A 15,925-nucleotide genomic window follows, 5' to 3' on the forward strand; every position below is an offset into this window, starting at 1 on the left:
TCCCTGGAGTGATCCGATGCCCACCACCCGTGCCGCGCCCGCGCCGTCGAGCCACCGATCCGCGCCCAGGCGCGGCCGTTTTGGGGGCGACGACCGGCGGCTGACCTGGCGTCACCGGCTGTACCGCTTCGACATGCGCTACATGCCGTACCTGATGATCGCGCCGTTCTTCGTGCTCTTCATCGTGTTCGGGCTCTTCCCGCTGCTGTTCAACGCGGTGGTCTCGCTGCGCAACTACCGGCTCGACGACCCGACGCTGCCGTACTGGGCCGGCGCCGGGAACTTCAGCAGGCTCGTCGGCGACGAGGACTTCTGGAACGCCCTGTACAACACCTTCGGCATCTTCCTGCTCTCCTCGGTGCCGCAGCTGCTGCTCGCGCTCGTGGTCGCCTCGCTGCTCAACCGCAGGCTGCGGGCGCAGACCTGGTGGCGGGTGGGCGTGCTGCTGCCGTACGTCACGCCGATCGTCGCCTCGACGATGGTGTTCAGCGTCTTCTTCTCGCGCGACTTCGGCATGGCCAACTGGGCGCTCGGCCTGCTCGGCCTCGGCGGACCGGACGACCCGATCGACTGGCGGGCCGACAAGCTGCACTCGTGGATCGCCGTCGCCACGATGGTCAACTGGAAGTGGATCGGGTACAACGCGCTGCTCTACCTGGCGGCGATGCAGTCCATCCCGCGCGACGTCTACGAGGCGGCGGCGATCGACGGCGCCGGCCCGTGGAAGCAACTCTGGCGGATCACCGTGCCGATGATCCAGCCGGTGGTGCTGTTCACGGTGATCCTGTCCACCATCGGCGGGCTCCAGCTCTTCACCGAGCCGATGCTCTTCGACCTGAACGCGCAGGCCGCGACCGGTGGCCCGAACGGCGAGTGGCAGACCATCGCCCAGCTCATCTACAAGGTCGGCTGGAAGGATCTCAACCTCGGCTACGCCGCCGCGATGTCCTGGGCCCTCTTCCTGATCATCCTGATCGTCGCCGGCATCAACTACCTGGTGACGAACCGACTGTCCGGAGGGCACAAATGACCGCCGCCCCGGCGCGCCGCAGGCCGCGGCTGATGGCCCGGGCCCCGCAGGACACCCCGGCCGGGTTCTGGACCTACCTGTTCCTCGCGGTGACCCTGATGTTCGCCGCGTTCCCGCTGTACTGGATGTTCGTCATCGCGACCAGCAACGACGAGGCGCTCGCCAAGCTGCCGCCGGCGATCATCCCGGGCGACCGGTTCCTGACCAACGTCGACGAGGTCTTCTCCCTGCAGGACGTCTACTTCGCCGCCTCGCTGGTCAACAGCGTGATCGTGTCGACGGTGGTGACGGCCTCGGTGCTCTTCTTCTGCTCGCTGGCCGGATTCGCCTTCGCCAAGCTGCGCTTCGCGGGCAGCGGCGCGCTGATGCTCTTCGTGGTGCTCACCCTGACCGTGCCGAACCAGCTCGGCATCGTCGCGCTCTACATCGTGATGGGCAAGCTGGGCTGGAACGGCACCCTGCTCGCGGTCATCGCCCCCGGCCTGGTCACCGCGTTCGGCGTGTTCTACATGCGGCAGTTCATCGTGAACACCGTCCCGGACGAACTGGTCGAGTCGGCCCGGGTGGACGGCGCGACCACCATGCGGGTGTACGCCAGCATCGTGCTGCCCGCGATCCGCCCGGCCCTGGCCGTGCTCGGCCTGCTCACCTTCGTGGCCACCTGGAACGACTTCCAGTGGCCGCTGATCACGCTGGGCGGCACCGACTTCCCGACCTCGATGGTGGCGGTCTCCGACCTGGCCAGCGGAAACTACGTGATCTACCGGCGGGTGCTGGCCGGCGCGTTCATCGCCACCGTCCCCCTGCTGGTGATGCTGTTCGTCGGTGGACGCCAGATCGTCCGCGGAGTCATGGAAGGCGCGGTGAAGTCGTGACCCGGGAGACGTTGCACGAGGGCTGGACGTTGCGGGCCGTACCCGGTCCGCAGGTGCCGCCGGAGGTCGCCGACGCGGCGGTGCCGGCCACCGTGCCCGGCTGCGTGCACACCGATCTGCTGGCCGCCGGCCTCATCCCCGACCCCTACCTCGACGACAACGAGAACCGGCTGGGCTGGATCGGAAGGACCGACTGGGTCTACGAGGCCACGTTCGGCTGGCGGCCGGGCGACGACGACCGGGTCGACCTGGTCTGTGCCGGGCTGGACACGGTCGCCACGGTCACCCTCAACGGCACCGAGGTCGGCCGCACCGAGAACCAGCACCGCGGCTACCGGTTCGACGTCGGGGCACTGCTGCGGCCCGGCACGAACACGCTGGCCGTCCGCTTCGACTCGCCGTACCGCTACGCCGAGGCGCACCGGGAGCGGCTCGGCGACCGGCCCAACGCGTACCCGGAGCCGTTCAACTTCATCCGCAAGACCGCCTGCAACTTCGGCTGGGACTGGGGGCCGACCGTGGTCACCGCCGGCATCTGGCAGGAGATCGGGCTGCACGCCTGGTCGACCGCCCGGCTCGCCGGCGTCCGGCCGCTGGTCACCGTCGAGGGCGACATCGGCCGGGTGGAGCTGCACGTCGAGGTCGAGCGCGCGGCCGACGTCCCGCTCACCGTGCACGCCGCCGTGGCCGGCGCGGCCGTCGCGGTCACCGTCCCGGCGGGGGAGCGCACCGCCGTGGCCACCCTCACCGTCCGCGACCCCGAGCTCTGGTGGCCCGTCGGGTACGGCGAACAGCCGCTGTACGACGTCGAGGTGACCCTCCGCACCGAGGACGGCCGGAAGCTGGACGGCTGGTCCCGCCGGATCGGCTTCCGCGCGCTACGCCTGGACACCGCCCCCGACGCGCACGGCTCCGCGTTCACCCTGCACGTCAACGACGTGCCGGTGTTCGTCCGGGGCGTCAACTGGATCCCCGACGACGCCTTCCCCAACCGGGTCACCCGGCAGCGGCTGGCCGAGCGGTTCACGCAGGCGGTCGGCGCGAACGTCAACCTGCTCCGGGTCTGGGGCGGCGGCCGGTACGAGTCGGCGGACTTCTACGAACTCGCCGACCAGTTCGGCCTGCTGGTGCAGCAGGACTTCCTCTTCGCCTGCGCCGCGTACCCGGAGGAGGAGCCGTTCCGCAGCGAGGTCGAGGCGGAGGCGCGGGAGCAGGTCGCCCGGTTGGCCGCCCACCCCTCGCTGGTGCTGTGGACCGGCAACAACGAGAACATCTGGGGCTGGCACGACTGGGACTGGCAGGAGGCGCTCGCCGGCCGGACCTGGGGGCGGGGCTACTACCTGGAGCTGCTGCCCCGGATCGTCGGGGAGCTGGACCCGACCCGGCCGTACTGGCCGGGCAGCCCCTGGTCGGGCAGCGAGGAGATCCACCCCAACGACCCGGCGCACGGCACCATGCACATCTGGGACGTCTGGAACACCGACGACTACACCGGGTACCGGGAGTACGTGCCCCGCTTCGTGGCCGAGTTCGGCTACCAGGCGCCCCCGGCGTACGCGACCCTGCGGCGGGCCCTCTCGGACGAACCGCTCGCCCACGACTCGCCCGGCATGGCGCACCACCAGAAGGCGATCGACGGGGACCTGAAGCTCCGGCGCGGGCTGGACGCCCACCTGCCGGCACCCGCCGACTTCGACGACTGGCACTACCTCACCCAGCTCAACCAGGCGCGCGCCATCCAGCTCGGGGTGGAGCACTTCCGCTCGCACCGGCCGGTCTGCGCGGGCACCATCGTCTGGCAGCTCAACGACTGCTGGCCGGTCACCTCGTGGGCGGCGGTCGACGGTGACGGCCGGCGCAAGCCGCTCTGGTACGCGCTGCGCCGCGCGTACGCCGCCCGGCTGCTCACCGTGCAGCCCCGGGACGGCGGGTTGGCGCTGGTGGCGGTCAACGAGACCGGCGAGCCGTGGCAGGCGCCGGCCACGGTGACCCGGCTCACCCTGGCCGGGGAGCCGAGGGCGAAGACCTCGGTCGACCTCGACGTCCCGGCGTACTCCTCGGTGGTGCTGGCGCTGCCGGCGGAGCTGGCACGGCCGGACGAGGCCCGGCGGGAACTGCTGGTCGCGGAGGCCGGTGACACCGCGGAGCGGGCGCTGTGGTTCTTCGCCGAGGACCGGGACGTCGAGTGGCCGGCGGCGGAGCTGGACGCGGCGGTCGAGCCGGCCGATGGCGGCCAGCGGGTCCGGGTGACCGCGCGGACCGTGCTGCGCGACCTGACCCTGCTGCCGGACCGGCTCGACCCGTCGGCCGAGGTCGACCGGGCGCTGGTCACCCTGCTGCCGGGGGAGTCGGCGACGTTCCTGGTGTGCGCGGGCGTCCCGCTCGACCCGGCGGCGCTGACCCGCCGACCGGTGCTGCGCTGCGTCAACGACATCACCAGAGGCGCGGCGTGAGGCGGCGGCCGGCCGGCGTGGCACCGGCCCTGACCGGGCCGGCCGGGACGGGGGTGGCCGGCGCGCACGACCTGGAGGTCCTCCCCGAGTGAGTCCGGGTCCTGGACAGTTGCGGTTCGCGGCGAACCGCGACTGTCCGGGATCGCGGCCAGGGACCGCCGTCGACTTGAAGATTTCTGCAAGTGCTAAAGTCTTCAGCGGCCTCGGGGAGGGATCTTCATGTCGGTGCCGCTGTACCAGGCGAAGGCGGAGCTGTTCCGCACCCTCGGGCATCCGGTCCGGATCCGGGTGCTCGAACTGCTCCAGGACGGCCCGAAGCCGGTCCGCGACCTGCTGGCCGCCATCGACGTCGAGGCGTCCAATCTCTCCCAGCAGCTCGCCGTGCTCCGCCGCGCCGGCATGGTCACCTCGCACCGGGACGGCACGCTCGTCATGTACGAGCTCAGCACTCCCGACGTGGCCGACCTGCTCGCCGCCGGCCGGCGCATCCTCGGCGCGGTTCTCACCGACCGGGACGCCCTCCTCGACGAGCTGCGCGCCGCCGGGACGGACCGATGAGCAGCGGGACGGTCGAGCAGACGCCGCGGGCCGGCGGGACCCTGCCGATCGGCGAGCGGGTCCTCGGGCTGCTGCCCGGCCGGGCCGACTGGGCGGCGGTGCGCCGCTCACCCCGACGCGACCTGCTCGCCGGCCTCACCGTGGCCGTGGTGGCGCTGCCCCTCGCGCTCGCCTTCGGCGTCACCTCCGGGCTCGGGGCGGAGGCCGGCCTGGTCACCGCCGTCGTCGCCGGGGCCGTCGCCGCCATCTTCGGCGGTTCCAACCTGCAGGTCTCCGGCCCCACCGGGGCGATGACCGTGGTCCTGGTGCCGGTGGTGCAGCGCTTCGGCGCAAAGGGCGTGCTGATGGTCGGCGTCCTGGCCGGGCTGGTGCTGATCGCCCTGGCCCTGGCCCGCCTCGGCCGGTACGTCCGCTACCTGCCGACCCCGGTCATCGAGGGCTTCACCGCCGGCATCGCCGTCGTCATCGCCCTGCAACAGGTGCCGGCGGCACTCGGCGTCACCGACGCCCGGGGCGATCGGGTCTGGGCGGTGGCCGCCGACGCGGTCGCCCGGTTCGCCGCACATCCCCGGCCCGCCGCCGTCGCGATGGCGCTCGGCGTGGCGGCGCTCATGCTGCTCGGCGCCCGGTGGCGGCCCGGTGTGCCGTTCTCCCTGCTCGGGGTGGCCATCGCCACCGTGCTCGCCGAGCTGGCCCCGGTCGACCTGGTCCGGATCGGCGCCCTGCCGCAGAAACTGCCCGCGCCCTCGCTGGACTTCCTCGACCTCGGCGCGGTCGGCACGCTGCTGCCCAGCGCGGTCGCGGTCGCCGCCCTCGCGGCGCTGGAGAGCCTGCTCTCCGCCACCGTGGCGGACGGGATGACCGTCGGCCAGCGGCACGACCCGGACCGGGAACTGTTCGGCCAGGGCCTGGCCAACCTGGCTTCCCCGCTCTTCGGCGGCATTCCCGCCACCGCCGCCATCGCCCGGACCGCAGTCAACGTGCGCGCCGGGGCGTCCTCGAAGCTCGCCGCGCTCACCCACGCGGTCGCCCTCGCCGGGATCGTCCTGGCCGCCGCCCCGCTGGTCGGCCGGATCCCGCTCGCCGCCCTGGCCGGGGTGCTGCTCGCCACCACCGTCCGGATGGTGGAGGCCGGGTCGCTACGAGCGCTGCTGCGGGCCACCCGGGCCGACGCCGTGGTGCTGGTGGCGACCTTCGCGGTCACCGTGATCTGGGATCTGGTCACCGCGGTGGCGGTCGGGCTCGTCGTAGCGGTCGTCCTCGCCCTGCGGGCGGTGGCCCGCAGCGCCCGGCTCGAACAGGTGCCGCTCGACCAGGGCGAGCACAGCGCCGAGGAGCACGCCCTGCTCGCCGAGCACATCGTCGCGTACCGGCTGGACGGGCCGCTCTTCTTCGCCGCCGCGCACACCTTCCTGCTGGAACTGGCCGAGGTGGCCGACGTGCGGGTGGTCATCCTGCGGATGTCCCGGGTGTCCACCGTCGACGCCACCGGCGCGCAGGTGCTCGGCGACGCCATCGCCCGGCTGCGCGGCCGGGGGATCGCGGTGCTGCTCTCCGGCATCACCCCCGACCACGACCAGGTGCTCAGTGCCCTCGGCGTCGCCGACGAACTGCGCCGTGCGGGCCTGGTCTTCCCGGACACCCCGGCCGCCATCAGGCGCGCCCGGACCATCGCCCTGGGCAACGCACCGGCGGATGCCCCGGCCCGGCTGCTCGGGGCCGAGGCGTGACCGGCGTCGAGGCTCCGCGAACGCGCGCCCCGCTCGACCGGCTCGACCGCCTCGAGGGGTCGTCCTAGCCCGGCAGGGCACCCAGCCCGGCGAGCAATTCCCACCGTTCGGCCCCGCTGAGCACCGCGTACGCGGGCTCGTCACGGCGGTCGGTCTCGACCTCGATCGCCGCCCGCTCCGGGCCGTCGGGCAGCGCCCGGATCCCGGCCGCGGTCAGCCCGGCGGCCCGCCACGCCGCCCGGTGCGCGTCGGCGCGGTGGTGGCGCAGCGACCCGAGCCGGGTGACCAGCAGCATCGCCGGCGCGGCGCCGTCCGGCTCGTAGGGCGGGGCCATCGCCCGGAAGGCCGGTCCGCCGGTGGCGAGGCCGTGCTCCAGCACCCGGCCGACCAGCTCGGCCAGGCGCGGCACCGGGGCCAGGCCGGGCAGCATGCTCGGACCGGCTGACCAGAGCTCCTCAGCGGCCTCGGCGGTCGCCCGCTGCCCGAACAGCGCCAGCTCCCGGCCCAGCTCGGTGAGGTGCCAGGTGCCCTCGGCGTCCACCTTGGCCACCCCCTGGGCCAGCTCGGTGTCCATGCTGCCGGAGGTGTACACCAGCGCGTCGGCGAGGGCGTCGGCCGGCATCGGCCGGGCCAGCACCCCGGAGAATAGGCTGTTCTCGTAGCCCAGGTCGACGCCCCGTTCGGCGTAGAACGCCTCCATCCGGGCCCGGGCCGCCCAGCGGGCGCCCACGTACACCCGGTCGATGACCGGTCGGATCAGCCGCGCGTAGCTCACCGTCGTCTCCACGCCGCCGGACCATACCGGCGGCGTGGCGGCCCGTGGGGGCGTCGCCCCGCCGCCCGACCGCTCACTCCGGCACCCGCCGGTACGCGCCGTCGCTGGCCGAGGTGGCCATCGAGGCGTACGCGCGCAGCGCGGCGGAGACCGGCCGCTGCCGGTCGGTCGGGGTGTAGGGGCGCTCCCGCTTCTCCTCCTTCACGCGGCGGGCCTGGAGCACGTCGTCCGGCACGTTGAGCTGGATCGACCGGGCCGGGATGTCGATGGCGATCTCGTCGCCCTCCCGGACCAGCGCGATCAGGCCGCCCGAGGCCGCCTCCGGCGAGACGTGTCCGATGGACAGCCCGGAGGTGCCGCCGGAGAACCGGCCGTCGGTGAGCAGCGCGCAGGACCGGCCCAGCCCCCGGCCCTTGAGGAACGAGGTGGGGTAGAGCATCTCCTGCATGCCGGGGCCGCCCTTCGGTCCCTCGTAGCGGATCACCACCACGTCCCCGGCGGCGACCGACTTGTCGAGGATGCCCTCCACGGCGGCCTCCTGGCTCTCGAAGACCCGGGCCGGCCCGCGGAACGTCAGGCACTCCTCGGGCACTCCGGCGGTCTTCACCACGCAGCCGTCCGGAGCCAGGTTGCCGTGCAGGATGGCCAGCCCACCGTCGGCGCTGTACGCGTGCTCCCGGTCCCGGATACAGCCGCCGGCCGCGTCGGTGTCCAGCGACGACCAGCGGTTGGTGGTGGAGAACGGCTCGGTGGTGCGCACCCCGCCCGGGGCGGCGTGGAACAGCTCCACCGCCGCCGGCTCGGCCGCGCCGCCGCGCACGTCCCAGTCGGCCAGCCACCGCGTCAGGTCGGGGGAGTGCACCGCGTGCACGTCCCGGTTGAGCAGGCCGGCGCGGTCCAGCTCGCCGAGGATGGCCGGGATGCCGCCGGCCCGGTGCACGTCCTCCATGTGGTACTGCGGTGAGTTCGGCGCGACCTTGGCCAGGCAGGGCACCCGGCGGGAGATCGCGTCGATGTCGGCCACCCCGAAGTCCAGCTCCGCCTCGCGGGCGGCGGCGAGCAGGTGCAGCACGGTGTTGGTCGAGCCGCCCATCGCCACGTCCAGCGCGACGGCGTTCTCGAACGCGGCCCGGCTGGCGATCGCCCGGGGCAGCACCGAGGCGTCGTCGGAGTCGTACCAGCGCTTGGCGATCTCGACGGCGGTGCGGCCGGCCTCGACGAAGAGCGAGCGCCGCGCGGCGTGGGTGGCCAGGGTCGAGCCGTTGCCGGGCAGCGCCAGGCCGATCGCCTCGGTGAGGCAGTTCATCGAGTTGGCGGTGAACATGCCGGAGCAGGAGCCGCAGGTCGGGCAGGCGGAACGCTCGATGGCGCCGAGTTGGTCCTCGGTGACCGCCTCGTTCGACGCGGCGATCATCGCATCGATCAGGTCGATCTTGGAGTGCACGACCCCTTCGATCGCCACCGTCTTGCCGGCCTCCATCGGGCCGCCGGAGACGAACACCGTCGGGATGTTCAGCCGCAGCGCGGCCAGCAGCATGCCCGGCGTGATCTTGTCGCAGTTGGAGATGCAGACCAGGGCGTCCGCGCAGTGCGCGTTGACCATGTACTCCACCGCGTCGGCGATCAGCTCACGGCTGGGCAGCGAGTAGAGCATCCCGCCGTGCCCCATCGCGATGCCGTCGTCGACGGCGATGGTGTTGAACTCCCGACCCACTCCGCCGGCATCGGCCACCGCGTCCGCGACCAGGCCACCAAGGTCCTTGAGATGTACGTGACCGGGCACGAACTGGGTGAAACTGTTGGCGATGGCGACGATCGGCTTGCCGAAGTCGTCGTCGGTCATCCCGGTGGCCCGCCACAGGGCTCGGGCGCCGGCCATCGTCCGACCGTGGGTGGAGGTCCTCGACCGCAGCTCTGGCATGCCTACCAGTCTGGCACCGCCGGCCCCGCCACCGTGCGGCGCGCGGACCGTGTCCCAACAGTTGCGCACCCGGTGCCCCGCGGGATGCGCGCATCCGGCACAGTTGATGTCGTGCACCTTCCCCCGGGCATGTTCGCCGCCGCGGTGCTGAGCGGACTCGTCGCCGCCCTCGCCACCGCGCTGCTGGCCGCGTCCGCGCGCCGCCGGGGTGGGCCGCACCGGCAGGCGTACGCGCTGCTCGCCGCGGCCGCCGGGGGTGCGTTGCTCAGCCTCCTGACCGGGCTCACCGGCGTGCTCGTCGCCGGTGACCACTGGGCGCATCAGCAGGTGCAGCGCACCGGCTGGGCGACGCTGGCCTCGGTGGGCACCACGATCAGCGGGGGCGCCCTCGGTGTCGCTCTGCTCCGGCTGCTCGGCGCCGCGGCCACCCGGGCCGCCACCGCCCGGCTGATGCTCGACGGCCTGATCATGGCCAGCGCGCTCTGGTTCGTCGGCTGGGTGGTGTTCAGCGAGCCCACCCGGCTGCTCGGCGCGGTGACCCCGGTCGCCTGCGTGCCGATCGTGCTGGCCACGGTGACCGCCGCGCTGGCCGTCGGGCTCACCCTGATCATGTTGCTCCGGGCCGTGCCGCCGCGCGGCCGGCTCGCCCTGTTCGGCGCCGGGGTCAGCGGGGTGACCGGCGGTGGGCTGGGCCTGTCCGCCGGGCTCTGCCAGGCCGGCCCGGGCATGGCCGCCACCGGCGCGGCGCTGCTCGCCGCCGGCCTGCTCGCCGTGGCCCTGGCCGTGCACCGGGTCGACCTGCCCGGGCAGGTTCACATCGATCTGATCCGCCGTGACGGCGAGTACGCCTTCGTGCCGATGTTCGCGATGGCCGCCTCGGCGATGTACCACCTCGCCGAGGGCGGCCGGTTCGACGCGTTCGGCATCGTGGCCGGCAGCGTCGAGGGCTTCGCCCTGGTGGCCCGGCAGTACCTGGCCCTCAACGACGTGCGCGGCTACGCCGGCCGGCTGGCCGAGCGGGAGGCGCACTTCCGCGAGCTGGCGCACACCGACCCGCTGACCGGCCTGGCCAACCGGCGGGGGCTGCTGCGGGCGCTGCACCGGTGCGCCGAGGCGGGGGTGCCCTGCGTGCTGCTCGGGATGGACCTGGACGGCTTCAAGAACGTCAACGACATGCGGGGCCACGACGTCGGCGACGCGGTGCTGGCCGAGGTGGGCCGGCGGCTGCGCGGCAACCTGCGCCCCGGCGACCTGGCCGCCCGGCTGGGCGGCGACGAGTTCGCGGTGCTGATGCACGGCGGGAGTGACCCGGGCCCGGTCGCCGAGCGGCTGCTCGGGGTGCTCGGCCGCCCGTACGAGGAGGCGGACGGGCCGGTCTTCCTCTCGGTGAGCATCGGGCTGGCCGCCAACGCCGGGGACACCGACGTCGAGCTGCTGCTGCGCAACACCGACCTGGCGCTGCGCTACGCCAAGCAGCGGGGCAAGAACCGGATCGAGCGTTACGACGCCGCGTACGACCAGCTGCTGCGCCGGCGGACCGTGCTGGAGCACGAGCTGCGCGGGGCGATCGAGCGCGACGAGCTGCGACTGGCCTTCCAGCCGGTGGCGTCGCTGCCGTCGGTCCGCCCGGTGGGCGCCGAGGCGCTGCTCCGCTGGCACCACCCCGAGCTGGGCAACGTCCGGCCGGACGAGTTCATCCCGCTCGCCGAGGAGTGCGGGATGATCTCGAAACTCGGCGCCTGGGTGCTGCACCAGGCCTGCTACCAGCTCTCCCGCTGGCTCGCCGACGGGCACGACGTCTGGGTCTCGGTGAACGTCTCCCCCCGCGAGCTGCACGCCCCGGAGTACGTGGTCCAGGTCGCCGACGCGCTGCGGGCCCACCACGTGCCGCCGCAGCGGCTGGTGCTGGAGGTCACCGAGCAGGCGGTCGCCACCGACCTGGACGAGCTGATCCGCCGGCTCGGCGCGCTGCGCCGCACCGGGGTGCGGATCGCGCTGGACGACTTCGGCGCCGGCTACTCGTCGCTGAACCAGCTGCGCCGGCTGCCGATCGACATCCTGAAGATCGACCACGGTCTGGTCGCCGAGCACGAGCCGGTCCGGCCGGTGGGCCGGGAGGGCCCGGCGTTCGCCCCGATGGTGGACATCGTGATGCGCCTGGGCCACCACTTCGGCCTGGAGGTGATCGCCGAGGGCGTCACCAACCCGACCGAACTGGCCGCGGTGGTCGCCGCCGGCTGCCGGTTCGGGCAGGGCGCGCTCTTCGGCTGGGGGGTGCCGGCCGAGCACCTGGAGGCGATGCTGGAGGCGGCCAGCTCACCGGGGGCGCGCCCGGCCACGCTGCCCCCGCCCCCGCCCCCGCCCCCGCCCCCGCCCCCGCCCCCGCCCCCGCCGGCCCGGCCCGCCCCGTCGCCGTTGCTGCCCCGGCTCCGCTCCGATCCACCCCCGTCGGTGCCCGTCCCGCGTACCTCGATCGAGGGATCTTCGCAGGTGGCGCCGGCCGTCGAGGGTGCGTCGGGGCCCGACACGCCCACGTCCGTGAACCAGAATGTGGGATCAGTTGACTCATCGCGTGAGATGCGTCAGGCTTAGCCCCATGTCGTCGAACCGGTCGCTGCGAGTACTTACCTGAGCGCACTCTCCCTCTTCGAGAGTGCGCTGGCCCCGTGCAACTGCACGTGGGCTTTTTTGTTGCCGTCGGACCATCGTCGGGACGCCCGCCGTCCCATCCTGAGAAGCGCAGAACCCACTCCAGCCGAAGGCTTGAACCGCCATGACGAGACCCACGCCAGAGACTCTCGCCCACTCCGTCCGGCGAGCCCGCCCGGCCACCGAGCCGGCTGGTGACGCCGACCACGCCCCCACCCCCCGCAACGGGTCCGCCCCGGCCGTACGGCAGGCCGTCCCGACGCAGGTCTCCGGCGCCGGCTCGCTGGTGCGGTCGCTCGAGGCGCTCGACGTCGACGTCGTCTTCGGCATCCCGGGCGGGGCGATCCTGCCGGCGTACGACCCGCTCTACGACTCCAGCGTCCGGCACATCCTGGTCCGCCACGAGCAGGGTGCCGGACACGCCGCCACCGGGTACGCGCAGGCCACCGGCAAGGTGGGGGTCTGCATCGCGACCTCCGGCCCGGGCGCGACCAACCTGGTCACCCCGATCGCCGACGCGTACATGGACTCGGTGCCGCTGGTGGCGATCACCGGCCAGGTCGCGCGCCCCTCGATCGGCACGGACGCCTTCCAGGAGGCCGACATCCAGGGCATCACCCTGCCGATCACCAAGCACAACTTCCTGGTGCAGACCGCGGACGAGATCCCGCAGGTCCTGGCGGAGGCGTTCCACCTGGCCGCGACCGGCCGGCCCGGCCCGGTCCTGGTGGACATCCCCAAGGACGTCCTCCAGGCGCAGACCACCTTCGCCTGGCCGCCCACCCTGGACCTGCCCGGCTACCGGCCGACCCTGCACCCGCACGGCAAGCAGATCCGCGAGGCGGCCCGGCTTATGACCACCGCCCGCCGTCCGGTGCTCTACGTCGGCGGTGGCGTGCTCAAGGCCGGCGCCACCGAGGGGCTGCGCCGGCTGGCCGAGCTGACCGGTATCCCGGTGGTCACCACCCTGATGGCGCTGGGCGCGTTCCCCGACTCGCACCGCCAGCACCTGGGTATGCCCGGCATGCACGGCACCGTCGCCGCGGTCTACGGCCTGCAGAAGGCGGACCTGATCGTCGCGCTCGGGGCCCGCTTCGACGACCGGGTCACCGGCCGGCTGGACTCGTTCGCCCCGGACGCCACCGTGGTGCACGCCGACATCGACCCCGCCGAGATCGGCAAGAACCGGCACGCGGACGTGCCGATCGTCGGCGACGCGCGGCACGTGATCGACGAGCTGATCGCCGCGGCCAGCACCGAACGGGCGGCCCGGCCGGCCACCGACCTCGGCGACTGGTGGACCCAGCTCGACGACCTGCGCAAGCGCTACCCGCTGGGCTACGAGGAGCCGGCCGACGGCACCCTCTCCCCGCAGTATGTGATCAAGCGGCTGGGCGAGATCGCCGGCCCGGACACCATCTACGTGGCGGGCGTCGGCCAGCACCAGATGTGGGCCAGCCAGTTCATCTCGTACGAGAAGCCGCACACCTGGCTCAACTCCGGCGGCCTCGGCACCATGGGATACGCCGTGCCGGCGGCGATGGGCGCCAAGGTCGGCAAGCCGGACATCACGGTCTGGGCGGTGGACGGCGACGGCTGCTTCCAGATGACCAACCAGGAGCTGGCCACCTGCGCGCTGGAGGGCATCCCGATCAAGGTCGCCGTGATCAACAACGGGAACCTGGGCATGGTCCGGCAGTGGCAGACCCTCTTCTACGGGGAGCGCTACTCCAACACCGAGCTGGGCACCCACAAGCACCGCATCCCGGACTTCGTGAAGCTCGCCGAGGCGCTCGGCTGCGTCGGCCTGCGCTGCGAGAACGCCGCCGACGTGGACAAGACCATCGCGGCCGCCATGGAGATCGACGACGCCCCCGTGGTGATCGACTTCGTGGTCGGCAAGGACGCCATGGTCTGGCCGATGGTGGCCGCCGGCACCAGCAACGACGAGATCATGTTCGCCCGGGGTGTCCGCCCCGCCTTCGACGAGGACGAGCTGTAGTCATGACCGAATGCACCGAGCGCAGCGAGGGCCGTGAGGGCATGACGAGGAAGGCATCCTCATGACCGAATGCACCGAGCGCAGCGAGGGCCGTGAGGGCATGACGAGGAAGGCATTGCCATGACGATGCACACGCTCTCCGTGCTGGTGGAGAACAAGCCGGGCGTGCTGGCCCGGGTCTCCGGGCTGTTCTCCCGGCGCGGCTTCAACATCGACAGCCTCGCGGTGGGGGAGACCGAGAACCCGGACGTCTCCCGGATCACCATCGTGGTCAACGCCGAGTCGTCCCCGCTGGAGCAGGTCACCAAGCAGCTCAACAAGCTGGTCAACGTACTGAAGATCGTGGAGTTGGACTCGCAGGTCGCGGTGGCCCGGGAGTTGCTGCTGGTCAAGGTCCGGGCGGACCGCAACGCCCGCGGGCAGGTGCTGGAGACGGTGAACCTGTTCCGCGCCCGGGTGGTCGACGTCGCCCCGGACACGCTGACCATCGAGGCCACCGGCACCCCGGACAAGCTCGACGCGCTGCTGCGGGACCTGGAGCCCTTCGGCATCAAGGAGATGGTCCAGTCCGGCACGGTGGCGATCGGACGCGGCTCCCGGTCCATCACCGCCGGCCCCGCGCTGCGCGCCGCCTGAGCACGACCCGGGGGCGCGGCGTCGCGCCACCCGGACCCGCACCGCACGGATTCACGACGGGCCGCCGGGCACCGCCGTACGAAAGGGAAGTCAATGAGCGTTGAGGTGTACTACGACGACGACGCCGACCTGGGCCTGATCCAGGGCCGCAGGGTCGCCGTGATCGGGTACGGCAGCCAGGGGCACGCCCACGCGCTGTCGCTGCGCGACTCCGGCGTCGACGTGGTGATCGGCCTGCCGGCCGGTTCCAAGAGCCGGCCGAAGGCCGAGGAGCAGGGCCTGCGGGTGCTCACGCCGGCCGAGGCGACGGCCGAGGCCGACGTCATCATGATCCTGGCGCCGGACACCGCGCAGCGCGCGCTGTACGCCGACGCGATCGCCCCGAACCTGGCCCCCGGCAAGGCGCTCTTCTTCGGCCACGGCTTCAACATCCGGTACGGCCTGATCAAGCCGCCGGCGGACGTGGACGTGGCGATGGTCGCCCCGAAGGGCCCGGGCCACCTGGTCCGCCGCCAGTACGTCGACGGCAAGGGCGTGCCCTGCCTGGTCGCCGTCGAGCAGGACGCCACCGGCAACGCCTTCGGGCTGGCCCTGGCGTACGCCAAGGCGATCGGCGGCACCCGGGCCGGCGCGATCCGGACCACCTTCACCGAGGAGACCGAGACCGACCTCTTCGGCGAGCAGGCGGTGCTCTGCGGTGGCGCGGCGGCGCTGGTGCAGACCGGCTTCGAGGTGCTCACCGAGGCCGGCTACGCGCCCGAGGTGGCCTACTTCGAGTGCCTGCACGAGCTGAAGCTGATCGTCGACCTGATGTACGAGGGCGGCATCGCCCGGATGCGTTACAGCATCTCGGACACCGCCGAGTACGGCGACCTCTCCCGCGGTCCGCGGGTCATCGACTCCCGGGTCAAGGAGGAGATGCGCAAGATCCTCGGCGAGATCCAGTCCGGCGAGTTCGCCCGCGAGTGGGTCGCCGAGGACGAGGCGGGCCGGCCGAACTTCGCCAAGTGGCGGGCCGAGGGCGCGGCGCACCCGATCGAGGAGACCGGGCAGAAGCTGCGCGCCATGATGAGCTGGGTCGACCGGCCGATCACCGAGACCGCCTGACGACCTTTCCCCGCACGGGGGCCCGGGGGGGGGGGGGGGCCCCCCCCCCCCCCCCCCCCCCCCCCAACACCCCCCCCCCCCCCCCCCCCCCCCCCCCCCCCCCCCCCCCCCCCCCCGCACCCGTGTCCCGGGCCGTCCGCCCGACCGTGATCGGCTCCGGTTGCGGCATCCCGCGGTCTTCCCGCTCGG

Annotated in this window: 11 protein-coding genes; 9 read left to right on the top strand and 2 right to left on the bottom strand. The window is 73.1% G+C overall.

Annotation, left to right across the window (positions count from 1 at the left end; translation table 11 throughout):
* The first annotated feature begins 16 nt into the window (after nucleotides 1–16).
* The 5 genes from ACL02O_RS21525 to ACL02O_RS21545 all read left to right on the top strand — a co-directional run bounded on the left by ACL02O_RS21525 (nucleotide 17) and on the right by ACL02O_RS21545 (nucleotide 6,646).
* A complete protein-coding gene (locus tag ACL02O_RS21525) occupies nucleotides 17–1,030 on the top strand; it encodes a carbohydrate ABC transporter permease (RefSeq protein ID WP_412819952.1) in 1,014 nt (337 codons plus the stop codon).
* A gap of 32 nt (nucleotides 1,031–1,062) precedes the next feature.
* Nucleotides 1,063–1,905 carry a carbohydrate ABC transporter permease gene (locus ACL02O_RS21530; protein ID WP_412819953.1) on the top strand — a complete coding sequence of 281 codons (843 nt, stop codon included), beginning with the start codon at nucleotides 1,063–1,065 and terminating at the stop codon, nucleotides 1,903–1,905.
* Entirely contained in the window at nucleotides 1,902–4,358 is a 2,457-nt protein-coding gene (locus ACL02O_RS21535) for a glycoside hydrolase family 2 protein (RefSeq protein WP_412819918.1), read from the top strand. Before ACL02O_RS21530 ends, ACL02O_RS21535 begins: the two co-directional genes overlap by 4 nt.
* A 219-nt stretch (nucleotides 4,359–4,577) precedes the next feature.
* On the top strand, nucleotides 4,578–4,916 hold the full coding sequence (locus ACL02O_RS21540) for an ArsR/SmtB family transcription factor (RefSeq protein ID WP_412819919.1): 339 nt from the start codon (nucleotides 4,578–4,580) through the stop codon (nucleotides 4,914–4,916).
* Nucleotides 4,913–6,646 carry a SulP family inorganic anion transporter gene (locus tag ACL02O_RS21545; protein WP_412819920.1) on the top strand — a complete coding sequence of 578 codons (1,734 nt, stop codon included), beginning with the start codon at nucleotides 4,913–4,915 and terminating at the stop codon, nucleotides 6,644–6,646. Before ACL02O_RS21540 ends, ACL02O_RS21545 begins: the two co-directional genes overlap by 4 nt.
* Before the next feature lie 64 nt (nucleotides 6,647–6,710).
* On the opposite strand, the gene ACL02O_RS21550 is transcribed toward ACL02O_RS21545, so the two are convergent.
* Both ACL02O_RS21550 and ilvD read right to left on the bottom strand, forming a co-directional pair.
* Nucleotides 6,711–7,433, bottom strand: a complete 723-nt coding sequence (locus tag ACL02O_RS21550; protein ID WP_412819921.1) for a hypothetical protein — start codon at nucleotides 7,431–7,433, stop codon at nucleotides 6,711–6,713.
* Nucleotides 7,434–7,494: 61 nt separating this feature from the next.
* On the bottom strand, nucleotides 7,495–9,342 hold the full coding sequence (gene ilvD, locus ACL02O_RS21555) for a dihydroxy-acid dehydratase (protein WP_412819922.1): 1,848 nt from the start codon (nucleotides 9,340–9,342) through the stop codon (nucleotides 7,495–7,497).
* A gap of 129 nt (nucleotides 9,343–9,471) precedes the next feature.
* On the opposite strand from ilvD, the gene ACL02O_RS21560 reads away from it, so the two are divergent.
* The 4 genes from ACL02O_RS21560 (at nucleotide 9,472) to ilvC (ending at nucleotide 15,736) form a co-directional block, all read left to right on the top strand.
* Nucleotides 9,472–11,934: a putative bifunctional diguanylate cyclase/phosphodiesterase gene (locus tag ACL02O_RS21560; protein WP_412819954.1), complete on the top strand. Its 2,463-nt coding sequence runs from the start codon at nucleotides 9,472–9,474 to the stop codon at nucleotides 11,932–11,934.
* A 181-nt stretch (nucleotides 11,935–12,115) separates the two neighbouring features.
* Nucleotides 12,116–13,993 carry an acetolactate synthase large subunit gene (locus ACL02O_RS21565; protein WP_412819923.1) on the top strand — a complete coding sequence of 626 codons (1,878 nt, stop codon included), beginning with the start codon at nucleotides 12,116–12,118 and terminating at the stop codon, nucleotides 13,991–13,993.
* Nucleotides 13,994–14,113: 120 nt separating this feature from the next.
* Nucleotides 14,114–14,629, top strand: a complete 516-nt coding sequence (gene ilvN / locus ACL02O_RS21570; protein WP_412819924.1) for an acetolactate synthase small subunit — start codon at nucleotides 14,114–14,116, stop codon at nucleotides 14,627–14,629.
* A 93-nt stretch (nucleotides 14,630–14,722) separates the two neighbouring features.
* Nucleotides 14,723–15,736 (top strand): ketol-acid reductoisomerase, encoded by a 1,014-nt coding sequence (gene ilvC, locus ACL02O_RS21575; protein WP_412819925.1) that lies wholly within the window; start codon nucleotides 14,723–14,725, stop codon nucleotides 15,734–15,736.
* Nucleotides 15,737–15,925 lie beyond the last annotated feature (189 nt).

It is taken from the genome of Micromonospora mangrovicola (assembly GCF_047200535.1).
Taxonomy (GTDB): Bacteria; Actinomycetota; Actinomycetes; order Mycobacteriales; family Micromonosporaceae; genus Micromonospora.

Bases quoted from the DNA above. Each gene is read 5' to 3' on its own strand.
- ACL02O_RS21560 (WP_412819954.1), top strand. From the start codon at position 9,472: ATGTTCGCCGCCGCGGTGCTGAGCGGACTCGTCGCCGCCCTCGCCACC.
- ACL02O_RS21545 (WP_412819920.1), top strand. From the start codon at position 4,913: ATGAGCAGCGGGACGGTCGAGCAGACGCCGCGGGCCGGCGGGACCCTG.
- ilvD (WP_412819922.1), bottom strand. From the start codon at position 9,342: ATGCCAGAGCTGCGGTCGAGGACCTCCACCCACGGTCGGACGATGGCC.
- ACL02O_RS21525 (WP_412819952.1), top strand. From the start codon at position 17: ATGCCCACCACCCGTGCCGCGCCCGCGCCGTCGAGCCACCGATCCGCG.
- ACL02O_RS21540 (WP_412819919.1), top strand. From the start codon at position 4,578: ATGTCGGTGCCGCTGTACCAGGCGAAGGCGGAGCTGTTCCGCACCCTC.
- ACL02O_RS21565 (WP_412819923.1), top strand. From the start codon at position 12,116: ATGACGAGACCCACGCCAGAGACTCTCGCCCACTCCGTCCGGCGAGCC.
- ilvN (WP_412819924.1), top strand. From the start codon at position 14,114: ATGACGATGCACACGCTCTCCGTGCTGGTGGAGAACAAGCCGGGCGTG.
- ilvC (WP_412819925.1), top strand. From the start codon at position 14,723: ATGAGCGTTGAGGTGTACTACGACGACGACGCCGACCTGGGCCTGATC.
- ACL02O_RS21530 (WP_412819953.1), top strand. From the start codon at position 1,063: ATGGCCCGGGCCCCGCAGGACACCCCGGCCGGGTTCTGGACCTACCTG.